A 20,114-nucleotide genomic window follows, 5' to 3' on the forward strand; every position below is an offset into this window, starting at 1 on the left:
TGTAGTATCCGGCTGCTTTTAATGACAATAAGGACGCACCATGAACTCGAAAGAGATGTCCAGGGCCTTTTTTATCCTGATCCTGTTTATCGTTTCGATCCTCTTTTTTAACCTGGTAAAACCGTATCTCTCCGCCGTGCTGTGGGCGGTGATCCTGGCCGTGATTTTCTACCCGATAAAGCGCAGGCTTTGCCACATGATGAACGGGCGCAACAACATCGCCTCACTCCTGACGGTAGTGCTTATCTGCCTGCTGGTCTTCGTGCCGCTGGCGGTGGTGGCGTCGTCTTTGGTGAGCGAGTTCAACGCGGTTTACAGCGATGTGCAGGCTAATAACACCACGCTTCCCACCCTGCTGGCCGATGTGGTGCGTATTCTGCCCGACTGGGCGCAACGGATGCTGGCGGAAAACCAGCTCGACAACGCGACCGCCATTCAGGAGAAAATCTCCGGCGTGGCGCTCAAAGGCAGCCAGTATGTGGCGGGCAGTATTTTCCTTATCAGCCGCAACACGTTCAGCGTAGTAATTGGCTTCGGCATTATGCTCTACCTGCTGTTTTTCCTGCTGAAGGATGGCTCGCGGCTGGTGTCGGTGGTGCTGAGCGCGGTGCCGCTCTCGGATAAAGTCAAACAGCGGCTGTTCCGCCGCTTTGCCGCCGTGGCGCGCGCCACCGTAAAAGGCACCGTTGTGGTGGCCGTCGTGCAGGGCATTCTGGGCGGCGTGGCGTTTTACTTCGCGGGGATTGGCGCGAGCATTCTCTGGGGGTCGCTGATGGCGTTTCTGTCGCTGGTGCCTGCGGTGGGCGCCGCGCTTATCTGGGTGCCCGCGGTGATTTATCTCTTCACCACCGGGGCGATTATCAAAGCCGTTCTGCTGACCGCCTTTTTCGTGGTGGTGGTGGGGCTTGCCGACAACCTGCTGCGCCCGCTGCTGGTGGGTAAAGATATCCGTATGCCCGACTGGCTGATTCTGCTCTCGACACTCGGCGGGCTGGAAGTCTATGGCATTAACGGCTTTGTGGTCGGCCCGCTTATCGCCGCGCTTTTTGTTACCTGCTGGAACACGTTCTCCGCAGGGCCAGGACGCACGCATGCGTTGCCTGAAAAAAGCGAGGATGAAACCGCCTGAACAGTTTGAAAAAAGTGCGGTTTAGAACACCGGGGTGGCATTAACGCCCCATTCAAAGCTGTCCGATGTTACACTCGAAAGGCTTTTTTGTGCGAATTTTACGCATCATATATTCTGTATGATGCGTTTTTGTATCCGCCACGCGCGGGTTTGCATCTTTTCGGGAGAGTAATTGTATGACGGAAAACAAGACCGGCGGCTCTGAGGGGCTGGCCATCTGGTCTGTATTTACTGGGGCTGGTATTGCTTGCTATCGGCCTCTTCTTTGTTATCGGCGGCGGCAAGCTGGTGTCGCTTGGCGGCAGCGTCTACTTTCTGATTGCCGGGGTAGTCACACTGCTGTCGGCCATTCAGTTTTTGCGCCGTCGCGCCTCCGCCGTGCCGCTGTTTATTCTGGTGTTTGTCGGCACGATTATCTGGGCGCTGTATGACACGGGGCTCTCGTTCTGGGGGCTGGTGTCGCGCCTGATGGTGCCTGCGGGCATGATGCTGCTGGCGTTTCTCACCTGGCCTGCCCTGCGCCGTCGCGAAGGCAAAGCGCCGCTGGCGAAACTCTCTTACGCGTTCAGCGCCGTTATTGCCGTCGGCATGGTGGTGACGCTTATCCAGATGTTCCAGCCGCACCCGACGGTCGCGTTTAAAGGCGATCCGCTGCCGCTAAAACCGGTCGATAAAGAGAACGCGCAAAAAGACTGGGCGAATTATGGCAATACGCCGGGCGGCAGCCGCTTCGTCGCGCTGGATCAGATTAACCGCGATAACGTTAAAGATCTGAAAGTCGCCTGGACGTTCCACACTGGCGACATTCCTGACAGCCCGACCGGCAACGGCGCGGAAGATCAGCAGACGCCGCTGCAAATCGGCAATACGCTTTATCTCTGCACGCCGCACAACAATGTGATTGCGGTTGAGGCAGACAGCGGTAAGCAGATCTGGAAGCGCGAAATCAACGCCAAAGCGGAAGTCTGGAACCGCTGCCGCGGCCTTGCGTATTTCGACGCGACCAAACCTGTCGTGCAACCAACCCTGCCGGGTGCCACACCGGTGCCAGCGCCTTCGCTTGCCGCGGGTGCCGCCTGCCAGCGTCGCATTCTGATGAATACCATCGACGCGCGCCTGATTGCGCTCAACGCCGATAACGGCGAATTCTGCGAAGGCTTCGGCAATCACGGCGTGGTGGATCTGAAAGCGGGGCTTGGCGAGGCGCAGGATCCGAAATATCAGCTCACCTCCGCCCCGACGATAGCCGGGACGACGGTGGTTGTCGGCGGCCGCGTGGCGGATAACGTGCAGACCGATATGCCAGGCGGCGTACTGCGCGGTTTTGATGTGATCACCGGCGAGATGCGCTGGGCGTTCGACCCGGGTAACGAGGATCCGAACGCCCGTCTGCAACCGGGCCAGCACTATGCGCGCAGCACGCCGAACTCATGGGCGCCGATGTCATACGATCCGGCGATGAACACCGTGTTTATCCCGATGGGCAGCTCCTCGGTGGATCTGTGGGGCGCGAACCGCACGCCGCTCGATCATAAATATGGCGCGTCGATACTGGCGCTGGACGCCACCACCGGCAAAGAGAAATGGGTGTATCAGACCGTCCATAACGATCTGTGGGATTTCGACATCCCGATGCAACCGAGCCTGGTGGATTTCCCGCAAAAAGACGGTAAAACCGCGCCAGCCGTGGTGTTCGGCACCAAAGCCGGGCAGATTTTCGTTCTCGATCGCCTGACCGGCAAGCCGCTGACAGAAGTCAAAGAGCTGCCGATGAAGCCTGGCGATATCCCGAATGAGCAGTACACCAAAACGCAGCCGCATTCGGTCGGTATGCCGCAGATTGGCGCGCAGACGCTGACGGAATCGGATATGTGGGGTGCGACGCCGTTCGATCAGCTCGCCTGCCGCATCGCCTTCAAAGGTATGCGTTACGACGGCCTGTTTACCGTACCCGGCACCGATAAATCCCTGAGCTTCCCCGGATCGCTCGGCGGGATGAACTGGGGCAGTCTCTCCACCGACCCGAATAATCATTACATCTTCGTCAACGACATGCGTCTTGGCCTGTGGGTGCAGATGATCCCGGCGAATACCGACGCCATCGATCGCGGCAGCAACGGCGGCGAGGCGATTAACACCGGCATGGGCGCGGTGCCGCTCAAAGGCACCCCGTACGCGGTGAATAAAAACCGCTTTATGTCGCCGCTCGGCATCCCATGTCAGGCGCCGCCGTTCGGCACGCTGTCGGCCATCGACCTGAAAACGCAGAAAATCGTCTGGCAGGTGCCGGTCGGCACCGTGCAGGATACCGGTCCGTTCGGGATCAAAATGCGCGCGCCGATGCCGGTGGGCATGCCGACGCTCGGCGGTACGCTGGCGACGCAGGGCGGACTGGTGTTTATCGCCGGTACTCAGGATTACTACCTGCGCGCCTTTGATTCCTCCACCGGTAAAGAGGTGTGGAAAGCGCGTCTGCCGGTCGGCAGCCAGGGCGGCCCAATGAGCTATGTTTCGCCGAAAACCGGCAAACAGTATGTGCTTATCTCCGCAGGCGGCGCTCGCCAGTCGCCGGATCGCGGGGATTACGTGATTGCCTACGCGCTGCCGTAACCGCGCGTAAATATCAAAAGGCCGCCCCGCGCGGCCTTTTTTATGGGCGCGAGTCAGTCGCGCTGCCAGTAGACCGGCGTGCCGAACACCTCCACAAAGTAGTCGATCGCCGCGCGCACGTTGAGCGGCGGGTGACGCGCGTTCGGGTAGATGGCCGCGATGTGCTGCGCCTCGGTATTAATCGCCGCCTCATACTCCGGCAGCACTTTCACCAGTTTCCCCTGCTTTAGCCACTCGCCTGTCATCCAGTCCGGGAACAGCACCAGCCCCATGCCGTCGAGCGCGGCGGTGAGCAGCGAATGGGCGTTGTTTGACACCAGCCGCGCGTTCACCGGGTAATGCACCCACGGCTCGCCGGGTTTGCGCGCCAGCCAGCGGTTCGGCCCCGAGGAGCCGCTGTACACCAGGCACTGGTGCGCGTGAAACGCCTCCGGCGAGGCGGGCGCGCCGTAACGCGCCAGATAGCGCGGCGCGGCGGCGAAGTAGTAGCGCTGCTCGCAGAACACGCGGGCGTGAAAGCTCGAATCGGTGAGCGTGCCGATGCGCACGATAAGATCGGTGGCGTCGCGGTGCGGGTCGACGTAATCGTCCGTCTGGGTTAATGCCAGTTGAAGGCGCGGGTAGCGCTCCGCAAGCCCGGTCAGCCAGGGCGCGATATGCCGCTGCCCGAAGAACACCGGCGCGTTGATGCGAAGCAGCCCGGACGGCTCAAGCGAGCGGTCCTGAAGCTCGCGCCGCGCCTCGCTGAACTGCTCGGTAATGCCGCGCGCGTACTGCGCGAACAGCCGCCCTGCTTCGGTCGGGATCACCGCGCGGGTGTTGCGGTAGAAAAGCTGCTGGCCGAGCGCCTCTTCAAGCTGGCGGACGGTGCGCGAAATCATCGACGCCGATACGCCCTCCCGGCGCGCCACCGCCGAAAAACTCTGCCCGTCAAAGACGCTGATAAAAAGCTGAAGTGCGCGGATACTCACCGCCCCGCTCTCGTTCATCTGTGCGATTCCTGCAAAGGTGTTTCGTCGATCGTAGCGTTTTTTAACGCACCGCGCTCCACTACACTGCGCCGCCTGGCATTTTTTTAAGGATTATCATGCAGCTTTTATTAATAGCGCTCGTGATTGCGGGCGGGATGGGGCTTTCGGTTGAGGCGGGCCTGCTCGGGCCGCTTGGCGGTGAAGTGGGTGATTTCTGGGCGGCGTTCAGCATTTTCGGCGTCGGCGCGGCGCTTACCTTTCTGCTGATGCTGTTTTACAGCCCGCGCAACAGCCCGTCGTTTTTCGCCCAGCCCGGCTGGCAGCTTACCGGCGGCCTGCTCGGCGCGGGGTATGTGGTTATTCTGACTGTCGCCACGCCGGTTATCGGCATCGCCATGACCATGATTGGCATTCTGGCGGGGCAGGTCTTCAAGAGCCTGATTATCGATCATTTCGGGCTGTTCGGCGTTGAGCGCCGCCCGATAGATAAACTGCGCCTGCTGGCGCTGGGGTTTATTCTCGCCGCCCTCGCGCTGGTCACCCAAAGCTAAGGAACCATAATGACGACAATCATGATTATTCTCGCCATTCTTGGCGGCGCGCTGCTGAGTATTCAGGCGGCGATCAACGGCCAGCTCGGCGGCAAAGTCGGCGTGTTCCGCTGCGCCTTTCTGACATTCTCGGTGGGGGCGCTGGTCTGCGCGCTGCTGATTTTCTTCTTTGAGCCGCCGCATGCGACATCGCTTCTGGACGTGCCGAAATGGCAGCTCACCGGCGCGCTGTGCGGCGTGCCGTATATCGTAATTATGGTGCTGGCGGTGCAGCGCATCGGCACCGCGGTCGCGACGGTGGCGGTGATTTTCGGCCAGCTCGCCATGAGTATGCTTATCGATAATTTCGGCTGGCTCGGCAACGCGGCGATCCCGTTCTCGCTAAGCCGTCTCGGCGCGGTGCTCTGTCTCGCCGTCGCGCTGGCGCTGATTTATCTCGGCAACCGGCGCACCGCTACGCCTCGCCAAGACGGCTGAACAGCGCGATCAGCGTGCTGACGGCGGCATCCGGCACCTGCAAATCTTTTTTCACCATCAGATGCAGAGGGGTTGCACGCCGCGCGCCGTGAGCGAGCGGCAGCGCGCGCAAAAGCCCCTGCGAGAGCGGGCCTGCGATGCGCGCTTCCGGCAGCCAGCCGTAACCCACCTGATGCATCACCGCTTCGATAGCCGCATCCACCGTTGAGAAAACCCACTGCTCCGGCGCGCCGCCGGGGCTTTGGGTTTGCCCGCCCGCAAGCCGGATACGGGCGAAACGCCCGAGCGCTTCATCGCCAATTGGTCCCGGCATCTGCGCCAGCGGATGATCGCGGTGCGCCACCGCCACAAAATTCACGTTCATCAGCCATTCGCCGCGCCCGAGGCTGTCTTCACGGCGCGAGAGCACCAGCAGATCGGCGCTGGAGTGGGCGGCGATAACGTCGCTCTGGCTCTCCAGTACTTCGGTCAGTTGCACCTGCGTGGACGGATGCTGGCGCTGAAACTCGCGCAGGATAGCGAACAGCGTCTCGCGCGGGAAAATGTTGTCCACCACCAGATCGATGCGGGTGCGCACGCCGTCGCGCAGCGTCGCGGCATGCGCCTCCACCCAGCTAAAGGCGCTGAGCAGCGGGCGCACCTGCGCCAGCAGCAGTTCGCCTGCGGGGGTGAGCACCGCGCGACGCCCCTGGGTTTCGAGCAGCGCCACGCCGAGCCGCTCCTGTAGCAGCGCCAGGTTATAACTCACCGACGACTGGCTGCGGTGCGTGCTTTCCGCCGCCCGGGCAAAGCTGCCCTCTTCCACCACTTTGTTCAATAAAGCCCATTGTTCCAGCGTTGTTTTGTGCATAAATCATCGAAATTTTGAATCAGTTTTATGCAAAATTAGCGTTATTCATTAAAAAAATAAAGGTCTATGCTTAATTCAACAAAACAAAGGAGGCCAACAATGAGTAACTTCGACAAACACGATTTAAGCGGTTTTGTGGGTAAACATCTGGTCTACACCTACGACAACGGCTGGAACTACGAGCTGTACATTAAAAACGACAACACCATCGACTACCGCATCCACAGCGGCATCGTCGGCAACCGCTGGGTGAAAGATCAGCGTGTTTATATCGTCCGCGTGGGCGAGAATATCTATAAAGTCTCCTGGACCGAACCGACCGGCACCGACGTCAGTCTGATTGCGAACCTGGGCGACCGTCTGTTCCACGGCACCATCTTCTTCCCGCGCTGGGTGATGAACGATCCGAAGAAAACGGTGTGCTTCCAGAACGAGCATATTGAACAGATGGAAGCCTACCGCGAAGCCGGCCCGGCTTACCCGACCGAAGTGATCGACGAATTCGCCACCATCACATTTGTGCGTGACTGCGGTGCCAATGACGAAAGCGTCATCGCCTGCCCGGCAAGCGAACTGCCGGCGGATTTCCCGAACAACCTGCGTTAATCCTGCCCCTTACGGCCTGCCACCCGGCGGGCCGTTTTTTTATCCCACCCCTTCTCTGGTCAAACTGTGACCGCGCTCTCATGGTCTACGCTTAAAGCATTACCGTTTCGTCGCAGGTGCCCGCGCCTGTTCAGAGAAAGGATTATCCCGCCTGTGAAAAATAAGACCTACCGCTCCCCCGCGCGCGAGAACGGCTACGCGGGTCTCGGCGATTACGCCGTTATCGGTGAAGGCCGCTCAGTGGCGCTTATCGCGCCGGACGGCGCAATCGACTGGTGGTGCGTGCCGAATCTCGATTCGCCGCCGCTGTTTGACCGCATTCTCGACGCGCCCCTGGGCGGTTACTTCGCGCTGACGCCCGAAGATTCGTGGGAGATGTCGCGCAGCTACCGCGAGAACAGCAACGTGCTGGAGACGCGCTATAAAACCGCCTCCGGCGAAGTGCTGATTACCGAATCCATCAACAGTACGTTCGCCGGACGCCTGCCCTGGAGCGAGATGGCGCGCCGCGTCGAAGGCATTAAGGGCCATGTGCGTCTGAATGTGGTTTTTAAGCCCGGCACGCGTGCCCGCACCTGTTCGCCGTGGCTGGATCACGTGCAGGAGAAAACGATTTTCCACCTCGACGATTTAATGGTCGCGGTGCGCTGTACGGATGATGTGGAGACAGAATACTGCGACGATAGGGGTATGCGCGGCACGCTCACCACCTCGCCCGGCTCGCGCTCGCTGATAGCGCTGGTGGCGACGGAAAAGGAGCCGCTGGCGATGCCGCCGCTTGAGAAAATCGACCAGCGCATTGAAACCAGCGACCACGCCTGGCGCGACTGGGCGGAAAACCTCTGCTGGAACGGCCCGTTTGAGCATCACGTGAAGCGCTCGGCGCTGGCGCTGAAATTTCTCTGGTACGCGCCGACCGGGGCGCTGGCGGCCTCCGCCACCACGTCGCTGCCGGAAGGCATCGGCAAAGAGAAAAATTATGACTACCGCTACGCGTGGGTGCGCGACGCCTGTCTGATTATCAAATCGTTTGTCTATCTGGGGTCGCTTGAAGATTGTAAGGCGGCGTTTTCCTGGCTTACCTCGACGATTATCCGACACGACGGCCACCTGCGCGCCTGCTATACGCTGGAAGGTGGGCTGGTGCCGGAGGAGCGCTACCCGCAGCTGGAAGGCTACCAGGGCACGCAGCCGGTGCGGGTTGGCAATAACGCGCGCGATCAGTTTCAGCCGAGCATGTATGGCGATCTGCTCGGCACCGCGCGGCTGTTCGTTGAGATGGGGCATGTGCTCGATCTCGCGACCTCGCGCCTGCTCGGCCATCTGGCGAACCGCTGCGCCGATCGCTGGCGGCTGCCCGATTCCGGCATCTGGGAATTGCCCGAGGAGCGTCACTACACGCACTCGAAAATGGCCTGCTGGCTGGCGCTCGATCAGGCCGTGGCGCTGGCGGAGATTGGCCATATCGAGCCGACATGGAAAGGCCGCTGGGCGCGCGAACGCGACCGCATCAGCGAGTGGATTGAGACGCACTGCTGGAGCGAGAGCCGCCAGGCGTACACCTTCTACGCGGGCAGCGAGACGCTCGACGCCGCCATCAGCCTCACCCACTACTACGGCAGCAAAATTAACCGCAAGCGGATGCTATCCACACTTGAGGCGATTTATCAGGAACTCGGCCATAACAGCCCAATGCTCTACCGCTACTCGGGCGTCGAGGTGGAAGAGAGCACCTTTGTGGCCTGCGCCTTTTGGCGCGTCGAGGCGCTGGCGGAGCTGAAAAAGCGCGACCAGGCGCAGGAGGAGATGAAAGAAATTCTCGACACGCTGTGCCAGAGCGGCAACGTGCAGATCTTTAACGAGATGTACGACACCCGCACCGGCGGCTGGCGCGGCAACATGCCGCTCGGCTTAAGCCATCTGTCGCTTATCTGCGCCGCCAACGCGCTGGCCTGCGACAATCCGGGGCACAGGATTTAACAATGCAGGCGGGTGGATTGCTGCCCGCCTCCTGACGCGCTGTAGTTTTATGGCGCGGTAAACTCCGCCGCGTATTTCCGTAATTCTCCCGACGGCGTCATCAGCGTTATCCAGACCTCATAGCGCTCGCCGCGCCTGTATGTGATATTCGGCAGGCAGTTTTTCCAGGCAGGGAAAATTTTATGTGTTTCAGTAAACAGGCCATTGCCGTCTGAAAATGCGAAATAAGTGACGACATCATTTTTTGCCGCGTCGGGAAGCGAGATGCAAATGGCGTTGTCCTGGATCGCCACGTTAGCCGTTTCAGAAAATACCGGCCGATCGGCGCCTGACCACACGCACCCCGCCAGCAGGCTACTCAGCGAAACGATCAATAACGGTTTCATATAAGCTCAGCAATCGGCGACATCATTAAATGAAAAAGGGTTCAGACATTTTTTTAGCTGCGCCCACTGCCTGACAGAATAGTATTTCAGGACCCAATAATCCGCGACGATACAGGCCTGCTGTTCCAGCGCGTATGTCTTCAGGCTGCGGCCTCTTTCAAGCGTATAAAAATAGCTCACCGCCCAGGAAAACATACCCCGTAATTTGACGTAATAACCGTGCTGATATTGCCAGACATGCATCATTTCATGCATGAACAGATGCTGTAAACGGAGCGTGCTGCTGGCGAAATTTTCACGATATTCAGAGGGCAGAAAATAGATATCGCCATCAGGCGAAACCGCGGTATGCGCGGTCTGCAGTCCAAAAGGAAACCAGGCTTCGTTATGAATAAAAACGTTCTGGTAATTTATTGAGTTTTTAAAAAGAAGCTTCGCTTCTTTGATTTCGCCTGGCGTTAAATGGCGGGCATTTTCAATTTCCATATCCACTCTCCCTGATGGCGCTTCGGTATAATTTCCGTGCAAATCATAACACCCGCCTTCCTGCGGCACGGCCCGAAGCCTGTGTCAAAATGGACACCCAATACGCTTTACCGCCGTTAATTTCCGCCTCTATCCGCGCTCAAAATAAAAAGGGCTGCGCGATGGCAGCCCCTGAGGATAGTTACCACTAATCAGTTATTCACCGGAATAACCGCGCCTTTATATTTGGTGCGGATCCAGTCCTGAATCTGTTTGGAGTGCAGCACGTTGACCAGCGCCACGATATCTTTTTTCTTCTCGTCGCCTTTATGCACGGTGATGATGTTGGCGTACGGGTTGTTCTCGCCGCTTTCCACCGCGATCGGATCTTTCACCGGGTCGAGGCCCGCGTCGATGGCGTAGTTGGCGTTAATCACCACCGCGTCGCCTTCGTCGTTGTTATACATCTGCGGCAGCAGAGAGCCTTCCACGTTCGGCAGGAAGTTAAGCTTTTTCGGGTTCTCAACGATGTCGCTGATGCGCGCGTCCACTTTGTTCACGCCCGGCTTCAGCTTGATGACGCCTTCACGCTCGAAAATAGAGAGGATACGGCCTTCTTCCGCCACGGCGTCACGCATGATGACTTTGCCGCCTTGCGGCAGATCTTTCAGGGATTTGTATTTTTTGGAGTAGATGCCGATAGGCTCGATGTGAATCGCGCCCGCGCTCACGAAATCATAGGTTTTGTCATCGGCGTGATCTTTCAGCACGCTGTTCAGATACGGGATGTGCTGGAAATAGTTCGCGTCGATGTCGCGGCTCGCCAGCGCCGTGTTCGGCAGGATGTAATCCTGGAACGGGCGGATTTCCAGATCGATGCCCTGCTTAGCCAGAATCGGCTTCGCCTGCTCCAGAATTTCCGCGTGCGGCACGTTGGACGCGCCCACGGTCAGGGTGTCGGCCCAGGCGGAAACGCTCAGGGTGGCGGCGGCAATCAGCGTCAGTACTCTTTTCATGATGTGTGTTCTCTGTTGTTGTTAGCGTTTATCTAAATAAGAGGTTAAGGCGTCACCGATGAACTGAATGATGAAGACGATCACCAGTATCGCGACCGTCGCCACCAGCGTGACGTCGTTATGGTTACGCTGGAATCCTTCCAGATAAGCGAGATTTCCAAGCCCGCCTGCGCCAATCACCCCGGCCATCGCGCTGTAGCTCACCAGCGCAATCAGGGTGACGGTAATTCCCGAGACCAGCGCCGGGGACGATTCCGGCAGCAGCACGCGGAAAATCAGCGTGCTCATGCGCGCGCCCATCGAGCGGGTGGCTTCAATCACGCCTTTATCGACTTCGCGCAGGCCAATCTCCACCAGACGCGCGTAGAACGGCGCGGCCCCGACAATCAGCGCCGGCAGCGCGGCGTTCGCGCCAAGAATGGTGCCGATAATCGTTTTGGTAAACGGGATCAGCAGCACTATCAAGATAATGAACGGGATGGAACGGAACACGTTCACCACGATGGAGATAACGCCATAGACCAGACGGTTTTGAAACAGCCCGCCGCGCGCCGTTAAGAACAGCGCCAGCCCCAGCATAATGCCGAGCACAAAGGTGGCGACGCCCGAGAGCGCGGTCATGTAGAGCGTCTCCTGGGTGGCGGCCAGGAGCTGATCAATCTTCAGATGGGGAAACAGGGACTCAAGCATGTTTGATAACCTCGCAGTGGATCTCATGCAGGCGTAAATCGGCGAGGATATTCTCAAGCTGTTCCGGCGTCGCCACCACATGCAGCCAGAGCTGGCCAAACACGCCGTGGGCGGTCTGGGTCATTTTGCCGTGCAGAATATTAAAAGGCAGGCCATAGCGCAGCGTCAGCTCGCCAACGACCGGCTGGTGCGTGCTGTGCCCGACAAACGTCAATTTGATCACCGCGCCGTTAAGCTCACCGGCCAGCGCCGGGTCGAACGCGTCGTCGGCTCCTTCCTGGCTAATCTGGCGCACAAACTGGCGCGTAATCGGCTGCTGCGGATGGGTGAAGACCTGCAACACGTCGCCCTCTTCCACCACGCGGCCGTTTTCCATCACCGCCACGCGATCGCAAATCTTGCGCACCACATGCATCTCATGGGTGATCAGCACAATGGTAAGCCCGAAGCGGCGGTTGATGTCCTGGAGCAGATCGAGGATTTGATCGGTGGTTTGCGGGTCGAGCGCCGAGGTGGCTTCGTCGCACAGCAACACATCCGGACGGTTGGCGAGCGCGCGGGCGATGCCGACGCGCTGTTTCTGCCCGCCGGACAGGCGCGACGGATAAGCGTTTTCGCGGCCCTTCAGCCCGACCAGATCGATAAGCTCCGCCACGCGGGTTTTGATTTCCGCTTTCGGCACGCCCGCGATTTGCATCGAAAAGGCGATGTTTTCGCTGACGGTACGCGACCAGAGCAGATTGAAGTGCTGGAACACCATGCTGATTTTCAGGCGCGCCTGACGCAGCGATTCGCCGCGCGCGGCGGAAATCTCTTTACCCGCCACGGTCACAGTGCCGGATGTCGGTTTTTCGAGGCCATTTAACAGGCGAATCAGGGTGCTTTTCCCCGCGCCGCTATAGCCGATAATGCCGTAGATTTGTCCCCGCTCGACTTCCAGGTTGACGTCATCTACCGCCGTAATGGTGTCCTTACCCTGATGAAACAGCTTCGAGATGTTCCTTAAAACTATCATAAGGTTTTACTTTCCTTCAGCGGCGCGCGAGGCGCAGGCTTTCTGGCTTTCTGACTTTCAGTCTTATCCTGGAGGAATATACCGAAAGGCCTGAATGTAAACATGAATAAAAGAGAATGTTATATAACAGATGATTCTAAACCGCACCAGAAAGCTTCGGATGACATAAGCGAAGCCCGCAAGCCCCTTCCAGACTGCACTGCACCAGCGATTTGTGTGGGCAGAATTAAAGCGAGACAGCGCGGGGGAAGCGTTCGTAACGCTTCCCCCGCAGTGCAAATGCTGTCTTAAGATTTACATTAATTAATAAGGGTCAACCTTACTCTTTTTGAGTGCGCGATATAAGGTAAGGCCAGAAAAGCCAGCGCGACAGGGTACGCAAACAAGACTGCCAGCATAGCTGCTGGCATCGGTGAAGCGATTTGTAACTGATACCAAAAGCAGATTGCTGCCAGTGTGACAGGAAATAAAAAGGATGAGCCGATAAAACTGTAATACCACATCTTAAACGCACTCTTTTTCATACATAAAGCCATCAGCGTAATGGCCGCAACCAGCGCAGTTAACAAATGCATCAGGCTGACCATGTATGAGAAAAACGTCATCACGTTTTGGCTGAATAATAGGGTTGGGGTGACTGGCTTTCTTTCCGCCAGGTCAAAGCAGGCACTAAAGAAGGCATAGGTGTTATAGACAAACATTATGGTCAGATGGATAGCCATCACCAGCAACCAGCCTCTGACTCCTGTAAGCTTATCCTGCGATAGTGTGTTAATACGGGTAGATTTAACAGAAATCCTGCCTGCAAATTTGCGAACCCAAAAACGTTTTACTGCCGCTTTTACCTTCAGATGATATTTACAGTAAATAGTAAATAAAACACTCATTAACACAGGATATTCCATTCCTTCAAACGTCCATCCTGCCGTAAAATCATGTTCATATAAATAATGCGGCACATTTAAGGTCAGATTATCAAACAAGGCCGCTAAAAGCCATATCACTAAAATTACCAGACAACATTTACAAACTTATAATAACTGGTAAAAATCAGGAACAACGCGTAGCTTGCAAGCAACAAGGTAAAGCCATCAAACGTCAGTAATATTGATAAACGTATCATCCGCCACTTATTTTCTAGAAAGAAAGGGGATAATCCATTTATAAAAAAAAGTGCAAATCCTGTTAGTTTGTAAACAATAGTCAAAACCAAATACAGAGCAAAAAGAACCCACACACTGCTCACCTTAAAAAAGGGTTTCGTCTGCGTGGGCGAATTAAATAAACCTAAAAATTGATAAACTTTTTGCAATCCTTTCATTCATTCTCTCCTTGATATGAAATCAGACAATCATGCTTTTCTCTGTAGCTTTACCCACATTCAATACAAATCGTTACATTATAAAACTGCCTCTTTTATCATGCTGCGCCTGCAGCTGCGCCGCGTAATCCATAACATCTTATTGAACGACGGATAAATATCAGAAGAATGGTTACACATGAAGTTTTTAGTGTAAATCACAGCAGAATCTGAATATTTCCCGAGGTTTTATCGAAAAGCATCAGCATGTTTGAAATAGAAAATTCTTTATACGTATGCGCCCATAAAAAAACGCAGGCTAACCGCGCCTGCGTTTTTAAAAGCTAATGCATCAGAAATCAGGTGCCGATCATGCCGCCGTCGGCTTTCACGATAACCACGGTCGAGGAGCGCGGACGCCCGGCTTTATCGCCGTCGGGCCAGCTTGATACTGCCGTCGGATGCTGCGGATCGCTCAGCCCTTCGCCCGGCTCGCCAGGGTGCTGGATGTTAATAAACAGCGTCCGGTTATCCGGCGTAAACGCGATGCCGGTGATTTCGCAGCCGCGCGGGCCGGTCAGGAAGCGGCGGAACTCGTTGGTGCCGGGGATCGTCGCCACCATCTGATTGTTGCCCATGCCTTCGTAATCTTTACGGTTGATGGTCGATGACGACACATCGGTCTGGATCCACAGCACGCCGCGATGATCGAAGCTCAGGCCGTCGGCGCTGCCGAATTCCGCGCCCTTCATGCTGCCTTTGGCTTCCGGTTTGTCGGTATCGGTGCGACCGCCCATCACCAGGATATCCCAGGCGAAGGCCAGCGCGGTCGGGTCGCCGTTCTGCTCCAGCCAGTGCATGATGTGGCCGTAAACGTTTTTGGCGCGCGGGTTAGCCGCATCCACCGGCGCTTTGCCTTCCTTGCCGCGATCGCTGTTGTTGGTGAGCGTGCAGTAGACGCTGCCGGTGTGGTACGGATCGACCGCTATCCACTCCGGGCGGTCCATTTTGGTGGCGCCCACGGCGTCTGCCGCCAGACGGGTTTTAATCAGCAGGTCGCCCTGGTTTTCAAAGCCCTTGCTGGCGTCGAGCCCGTTCTGGCCGAACACCAGCGGCAGCCACTCGCCTTTGCCGTCGTCGTTAAATTTCGCCACATACAGCGTGCCTTTCTCCAGCAGGCGCATATTGGCTTTGCGATCCTGCGGGTTGAATTTGCCTTCCGAGACAAATTTATAGATGTATTCGAATTTCTGGTCATCGCCCATATAGACGACAACGCGGTTATCCGGCGCGAGCGTCACCGCCGCGCCTTCGTGCTTGATGCGGCCAAGCGCGGTGTGCTTGCGCGGCACCGAATGCGGATCGTACGGGTCGATTTCCACCACCCAGCCGAAGCGGTTCGGCTCGTTCGGCGTGGCGTCGACGCTGAAGCGCTTATCCACTTCGTTCCAGCGGTAGGAGTCATCGCTGTCGCTGATGCCGTAGCGTTTTTCCAGCGGGTTCATTTCCGCTTTTTTCACGAAAATATCGGACCAGTTCTCTTCGCACGTCAGGTAGGTGCCCCACGGCGTAAAGCCGTTGGCGCAGTTCTGCATGGTGCCGAGAATGGTTTCGCCTTTCGGATCGTCAGCCGTCTGCATCAGCGGGTTATGCAGCGCCGGGCCGGTGATTTTCATCGGCGTGTTAACGGTGATGCGGCGCGCGAAAGACGACGGGCGCACGACTTCCCAGCCCTGGGACGCTTTTTTCACTTCGATAACCGACACGCCCATCGCGTTCTGGCCTTTCAGCGCTTTGTCGGCGCTCCAGTTGGCGTCGCCATCTTTAAACAGCAGGCCGTTGTCGATGTATTCATGGTTCATAGCGAGCAGGCCGTGATCGGCGCTGTGCCCGCCCTGCGGCAGGCTAAACCACGCCATGCCGTCGTGGTGCATCCCGGCCTGCGCCGCCTGCTCTTCCGTGGTGTTGCTGCCGTCGCTTTTAAAAACCGGCAGATTCCCGGCAAGGCCGGTGGCGTCGCCCCATTTGTAGAAGGGCTTCGCGATGTAGCCTTCCGGCACGATAACGGTATCTTCGGTGGAAACCGGCAGACTGGTGAAACCGAGCGCCGTGGCTTTGCCGAGGTTGCCGCTCGCGTTCGAGACCGCTTTCGCGAGCGCGTTTTCCGGTTTCAGCAGAAACGGAAACGCCGCCGCGGCGCCGGCGACCGCGCCGGCCTGCAACAGGCGGCGGCGCGACAAATAGACTTCCGCCACCTGCGAAAACGCGCGGTTATCGCTCGGGTTGCTGATCTCTTCACTATGCTCACGTTTGAATAAGGTTTTTAACGGTCTGCCCATTGCGGTTTCCTTTCGAAATATCGATTTCAAGGGGAATCATTTTTATGCACGTGAGGCTACGGAAAGTGTGTTACAGAAATATAACAATTATCATAAAAAACCGGCGATAAAATCACCTGTGGTCGGGGCGCGGTTTCAGGTATGATGCGAGGCCAAACCCCGCGGCGACAGGCGTCGTCGGGGTTGTCCTTTATTCAGAACCGGGCGCGTCAATGAGAGTCACCCCTGCCAACACCATTGAATCCATTATCTTTTGTCTGCTGTTTATTTTTTTCTTCCTGAATATCCCGCATGTGCTGTTCGCGCTGCTGCATGCAAGCGAGCTACGCGACGTCGCTGCCGTGGTGAACGTGGTGCCTTTCCTTGATGACTTTAACGCCTATTTTATTGAGCTGGCAGTGGTGTCGGTTATCTGTTCGCTGATAACGACCGTAGCGGGCAGAACGCTGTGGGCGCGCTGGGGCGGGTAAAATAAACGGCGGGAAGAGACGCTGGCGCAGGCGCGCCAGCGTGAAGCCGCATTAGATAGAGGTGCGGCGGTAGCTGCGGTATTCCGGCAGCCAGAAGTTTTCCTCAATGGCCTGTAACAGCGCCTCGGCGGAGGTTTTCACCGCCACACCCTGCTGCTGCGCCATTTTACCTACCGCGAACGCGATATCCTTCGACACCTGCTGAATATCCGTCAGCGGCGGCAGCACCAGACCGCTGCCGGTATTGACCAGCGGCGAATGCGAGGCCAGCGCTTCACTCGCCGCCATCATCATCTCATCGGTCACGCGCAGCGCGCCGGACGAAATAATCCCAAGCCCGATGCCGGGGAAGATATAGGCGTTGTTGCACTGCGCAATCGGGTACGTTTTCTCTTTCACCGTCACCGGCTGGAACGGGCTGCCCGTCGCCACCAGCGCCGCGCCGTCTGTCCAGTTCAGGATGTCGTGCGGCGTCGCCTCGACGCGTGAGGTCGGGTTAGAGAGCGGCATGACAATCGGGCGCGCGCAGTGCTTGTGCATCTCGCGGATGATCTCTTCGGTGAAAAGCCCGGTCTGGCCGGAGACGCCGATGAGAATGTCCGGTTTGGCGTTGCGCACCACATCCAGCAGCGAGATCGAATCGCTCTGCGTATCCCAGCCCTGCAGGCTGTCGCGTTTTTGCACCAGCTTCGACTGGAACGACAGCAGGTTTGGCATGTTGTCGGTCAGCAGGCCGAAACGGTCGACCATAAACACGCGGGCGCGCGCCTGTTCGTCGCTTAAGCCGCCTTCCGTGCGCATCCACGCGATGATCTGCTCGGCGATGCCGCACCCGGCAGAACCTGCGCCGAGGAAGACGATTTTCTGCTCGCTGAGCTGGCTGCCCGCCGCGCGGCTCGCGGCAATCAGCGTGCCGAGCGTCACCGCCGCGGTGCCCTGAATATCATCGTTAAAGCAGCAGATCTCGTCGCGATAGCGCTCAAGCAGCGGCATCGCGTTTTTCTGCGCGAAATCTTCAAACTGCAACAGCACGTTCGGCCAGCGCTGTTTCACCGCCTGGATAAAGTCATCGACGAAGGCGTAATACTCGTCGTCGGTGATACGCGGGTGACGCCAGCCCATATAGAGCGGATCGTTCAGCAGTTGCTGATTGTTGGTGCCGACATCCAGCACGATAGGCAGCGTATACGCCGGGCTGATGCCGCCGCAGGCGGTGTAGAGCGAGAGCTTGCCGATAGGAATGCCCATGCCGCCGATGCCCTGGTCGCCGAGGCCGAGAATACGCTCGCCGTCGGTCACCACGATCACTTTGATGTTATGGATAGGTACGTTCTGCAGGATGTCATCCATGTTGTGGCGGTTCGGCCAGGAGATGAACACCCCGCGGGCGCGGCGGTAGATCTCAGAAAAACGTTCGCAGGCCGAGCCCACCGTCGGGGTGTAGATGATGGGCATCATCACCTCAAGATGGTTTTCCAGCAGGCGATAGAACAGGGTTTCGTTGGTGTCCTGGATGTTGCGCAGGTAAATGTGTTTATCAATATCCGTTTTGAAATCTTCAAACTGTCGCCACGCACGCTCCGCCTGCTCTTCAATGGTTTCCACCACTTCCGGCAACAGCCCCAGCAGGTTGAAATTGCTGCGCTCTTCCATGCTGAAGGCGCTGCCTTTATTCAGCAGCGGGAACTCCAGCAGAACGGGGCCGGCGTAGGGAATGTAAAGCGAACGGTTTTTTTTGTGTTTGATTTCCATCTTTCTCACTCTTTTTTGCGCGGCAGAAGCCTCACCATTGGCTTTCTGGGAGCCGCGTCGGAACGGGCGGATTACCATAGCGGCACATAGTGTATAAGAAAGCGGCCCGGCACTCTTCCCTTAATGGACAGATTTGTCGCATCAATACCATGCAATTTATTCATCATGAAGGATTTGGGGGAGCCGCGCTCCCCCGTGAACGGTGTGGCCGTCAGGCCAGCGAAGAATCGGGCGATTTCTCAAGCGCCGGGCGCGGGCGGCCCTGGAGCGTGAAGAACGAGATAACGGTAAAGCCAAGCGTAATCAGCCCAAGCACCAGATAGGTCTGCTGGAAGCCCACGGTGTCATACATCCGGCCCGCCCAGGTGGAGAGCACGACGCCGGAGAGCTGTTTGGAGAGGTTAAAGCCCACCAGAAACAGCGTGGCGGAAAGGCGCGGATCGAAGACCGCGGAAATGTATTTAAACGTGCCCACCAGCAGGAACGGCAGCTCAAACATATGCAGCGTTTTGAGGATGATCACCTGCCAGTCGGCGGTGGCGAATGACGAGCCGATAATGCGCATCGACATGATCGCGCCCGCGATAAGCAGCGCGTTTTTGCTGCCGATGCGGTTGATGATAAACGGCGTGAAGAACATCACGGTGGCGTTGAGCAGCTCGCCGCCGGTAGTGACGAAGCCGAAAATCTGGGTGCCGCGCTCGGGGCTTGAGAAAAAGCCTTTAAAGAAGTTGGCGAACTGCTGGTCAAAGACGTCATACACGCTCGCCACGCCCACCACGTAGATGATAAACGCCCAGAAGCTGCGCATTCTGAACAGCTCGCTGACGAGCTTCATCGAGAACGCCTGGCTGGTCTCCTTCGTGCCGGAGATCAGGTTGCCGCTCTCCCCCGCCGGGCGCGAAAACCAGAGCACGCCCGCCAGGATCAGCGCGCACGCCGACGCCACCCAGAAGATGATATTAGGGTTCACGCCAAACAGCATACCGGTCATTGAGGCGCACAGCGCCCAGCCCACGCAGCCGGAGACGCGCACCTTGCCATACTCAAAATTATTGGCGCGGCTGACGCGCTCAATGTACGCCTCCACCGCGCCGGAGCCGCTTGAGAAGACAATGCCGAGATAGCAACCGCCGACAAACGCCCCGACCCAGATGTTAAACGCCAGCAGCGGCTTGAGCACAAAGATAAAAAACGGCGCGAACAGCACCAGCAGGCCGGTTATCGTCCACAGCAGATGCTTGCGCAGCCCGAGCTTGTCGGAGACCAGGCCAAACACCGGCTGGAAGATAATCGCGAACAGCGAAATACATGAGAAGACAATGCCGGTATCCGTTTTACTGAGATGCGCGACATCCGCCAGCCACACCGGGAAAAACGGAAAGTAGGCCGACATAATGAAGTAGTAGAAAAAGAAGAACAGCAAAAAGAATATGAAGTTCTGTTTTTCAACCGGGGTCAGGGCAGGCTTATTCATCTTTCACCTTCTGTGTGGAGGTTGTTTTTG

Annotated in this window: 18 protein-coding genes and 1 pseudogene; 7 read left to right on the forward strand and 12 right to left on the reverse strand. The window is 57.4% G+C overall.

Features of this window, described 5'->3' with window-relative positions:
• The first annotated feature begins 40 nt into the window (after window positions 1-40).
• Entirely contained in the window at window positions 41-1,129 is a 1,089-nt protein-coding gene (locus AFK66_RS14740; protein ID WP_023899280.1) for an AI-2E family transporter, read from the forward strand.
• Between the two features lie 176 nt (window positions 1,130-1,305).
• Window positions 1,306-3,739: pseudogene (locus AFK66_RS14745) on the forward strand (glucose/quinate/shikimate family membrane-bound PQQ-dependent dehydrogenase).
• A 53-nt stretch (window positions 3,740-3,792) separates the two neighbouring features.
• Here the strand turns inward: AFK66_RS14745 and AFK66_RS14750 are convergent.
• On the reverse strand, window positions 3,793-4,728 hold the full coding sequence (locus AFK66_RS14750; RefSeq protein WP_023899282.1) for a LysR family transcriptional regulator: 936 nt from the start codon (window positions 4,726-4,728) through the stop codon (window positions 3,793-3,795).
• Between the two features lie 98 nt (window positions 4,729-4,826).
• On the opposite strand from AFK66_RS14750, the gene AFK66_RS14755 reads away from it, so the two are divergent.
• Together AFK66_RS14755 and AFK66_RS14760 are read left to right on the forward strand one after the other, a co-directional pair.
• Window positions 4,827-5,261, forward strand: a complete 435-nt coding sequence (locus AFK66_RS14755) for a DMT family transporter (RefSeq protein WP_007781148.1) — start codon at window positions 4,827-4,829, stop codon at window positions 5,259-5,261.
• A 9-nt stretch (window positions 5,262-5,270) separates the two neighbouring features.
• Window positions 5,271-5,738: a DMT family transporter gene (locus AFK66_RS14760; protein WP_007781145.1), complete on the forward strand. Its 468-nt coding sequence runs from the start codon at window positions 5,271-5,273 to the stop codon at window positions 5,736-5,738.
• Here AFK66_RS14760 and AFK66_RS14765 read toward each other — a convergent pair.
• Window positions 5,716-6,588 (reverse strand): LysR family transcriptional regulator, encoded by an 873-nt coding sequence (locus AFK66_RS14765; RefSeq protein ID WP_023899284.1) that lies wholly within the window; start codon window positions 6,586-6,588, stop codon window positions 5,716-5,718. The genes AFK66_RS14760 and AFK66_RS14765 overlap by 23 nt on opposite strands.
• A 99-nt stretch (window positions 6,589-6,687) precedes the next feature.
• Here AFK66_RS14765 and AFK66_RS14770 point away from each other — a divergent pair, with 99 nt between their 5' ends.
• Together AFK66_RS14770 and AFK66_RS14775 are read left to right on the forward strand one after the other, a co-directional pair.
• Window positions 6,688-7,194, forward strand: coding sequence for a phenolic acid decarboxylase (locus AFK66_RS14770; protein WP_007781141.1), 507 nt, complete (start codon window positions 6,688-6,690; stop codon window positions 7,192-7,194).
• 153 nt (window positions 7,195-7,347) lie between these two features.
• On the forward strand, window positions 7,348-9,174 hold the full coding sequence (locus AFK66_RS14775; RefSeq protein ID WP_023899285.1) for a glycoside hydrolase family 15 protein: 1,827 nt from the start codon (window positions 7,348-7,350) through the stop codon (window positions 9,172-9,174).
• 47 nt (window positions 9,175-9,221) lie between these two features.
• Here AFK66_RS14775 and AFK66_RS14780 read toward each other — a convergent pair whose 3' ends face one another.
• The 8 genes from AFK66_RS14780 to AFK66_RS14810 form a co-directional block, all read right to left on the reverse strand.
• Window positions 9,222-9,560, reverse strand: coding sequence for a putative T6SS immunity periplasmic lipoprotein (locus AFK66_RS14780; RefSeq protein WP_023899286.1), 339 nt, complete (start codon window positions 9,558-9,560; stop codon window positions 9,222-9,224).
• A 6-nt stretch (window positions 9,561-9,566) separates the two neighbouring features.
• Complete coding sequence (locus AFK66_RS14785; RefSeq protein WP_231692110.1) at window positions 9,567-10,046, reverse strand: vgr related protein; 480 nt, start codon at window positions 10,044-10,046, stop codon at window positions 9,567-9,569.
• Window positions 10,047-10,237: 191 nt separating this feature from the next.
• Window positions 10,238-11,041 (reverse strand): MetQ/NlpA family ABC transporter substrate-binding protein, encoded by an 804-nt coding sequence (locus tag AFK66_RS14790; RefSeq protein WP_007762821.1) that lies wholly within the window; start codon window positions 11,039-11,041, stop codon window positions 10,238-10,240.
• A 21-nt stretch (window positions 11,042-11,062) separates the two neighbouring features.
• A complete protein-coding gene (locus tag AFK66_RS14795; RefSeq protein ID WP_007781133.1) occupies window positions 11,063-11,731 on the reverse strand; it encodes a methionine ABC transporter permease in 669 nt (222 codons plus the stop codon).
• Entirely contained in the window at window positions 11,724-12,746 is a 1,023-nt protein-coding gene (locus AFK66_RS14800) for a methionine ABC transporter ATP-binding protein (RefSeq protein ID WP_023899288.1), read from the reverse strand. The genes AFK66_RS14795 and AFK66_RS14800 overlap by 8 nt, the downstream gene beginning before the upstream one ends.
• Window positions 12,747-13,045: 299 nt before the next feature.
• The gene (locus AFK66_RS14805) at window positions 13,046-13,750 is read right to left on the reverse strand and encodes a hypothetical protein (RefSeq protein ID WP_230582668.1); all 705 of its coding nucleotides are present in this window, start codon (window positions 13,748-13,750) and stop codon (window positions 13,046-13,048) included.
• A gap of 5 nt (window positions 13,751-13,755) precedes the next feature.
• A complete protein-coding gene (locus tag AFK66_RS23050) occupies window positions 13,756-14,067 on the reverse strand; it encodes a hypothetical protein (RefSeq protein WP_230582667.1) in 312 nt (103 codons plus the stop codon).
• A gap of 338 nt (window positions 14,068-14,405) precedes the next feature.
• The gene (locus AFK66_RS14810; RefSeq protein ID WP_023899290.1) at window positions 14,406-16,385 is read right to left on the reverse strand and encodes a PhoX family protein; all 1,980 of its coding nucleotides are present in this window, start codon (window positions 16,383-16,385) and stop codon (window positions 14,406-14,408) included.
• A gap of 212 nt (window positions 16,386-16,597) precedes the next feature.
• On the opposite strand from AFK66_RS14810, the gene AFK66_RS14815 reads away from it, so the two are divergent.
• Window positions 16,598-16,855 (forward strand): hypothetical protein, encoded by a 258-nt coding sequence (locus AFK66_RS14815; RefSeq protein ID WP_007762450.1) that lies wholly within the window; start codon window positions 16,598-16,600, stop codon window positions 16,853-16,855.
• A gap of 51 nt (window positions 16,856-16,906) precedes the next feature.
• Here AFK66_RS14815 and AFK66_RS14820 read toward each other — a convergent pair whose 3' ends face one another.
• Both AFK66_RS14820 and AFK66_RS14825 read right to left on the reverse strand, forming a co-directional pair.
• Window positions 16,907-18,607, reverse strand: coding sequence for an NAD-dependent malic enzyme (locus tag AFK66_RS14820; protein WP_015386970.1), 1,701 nt, complete (start codon window positions 18,605-18,607; stop codon window positions 16,907-16,909).
• 211 nt (window positions 18,608-18,818) lie between these two features.
• Entirely contained in the window at window positions 18,819-20,084 is a 1,266-nt protein-coding gene (locus AFK66_RS14825; protein ID WP_007781109.1) for an oligosaccharide MFS transporter, read from the reverse strand.
• Window positions 20,085-20,114 lie beyond the last annotated feature (30 nt).

Source organism: Cronobacter malonaticus LMG 23826, from assembly GCF_001277215.2.
Classification (GTDB): Bacteria; Pseudomonadota; Gammaproteobacteria; order Enterobacterales; family Enterobacteriaceae; genus Cronobacter; species Cronobacter malonaticus.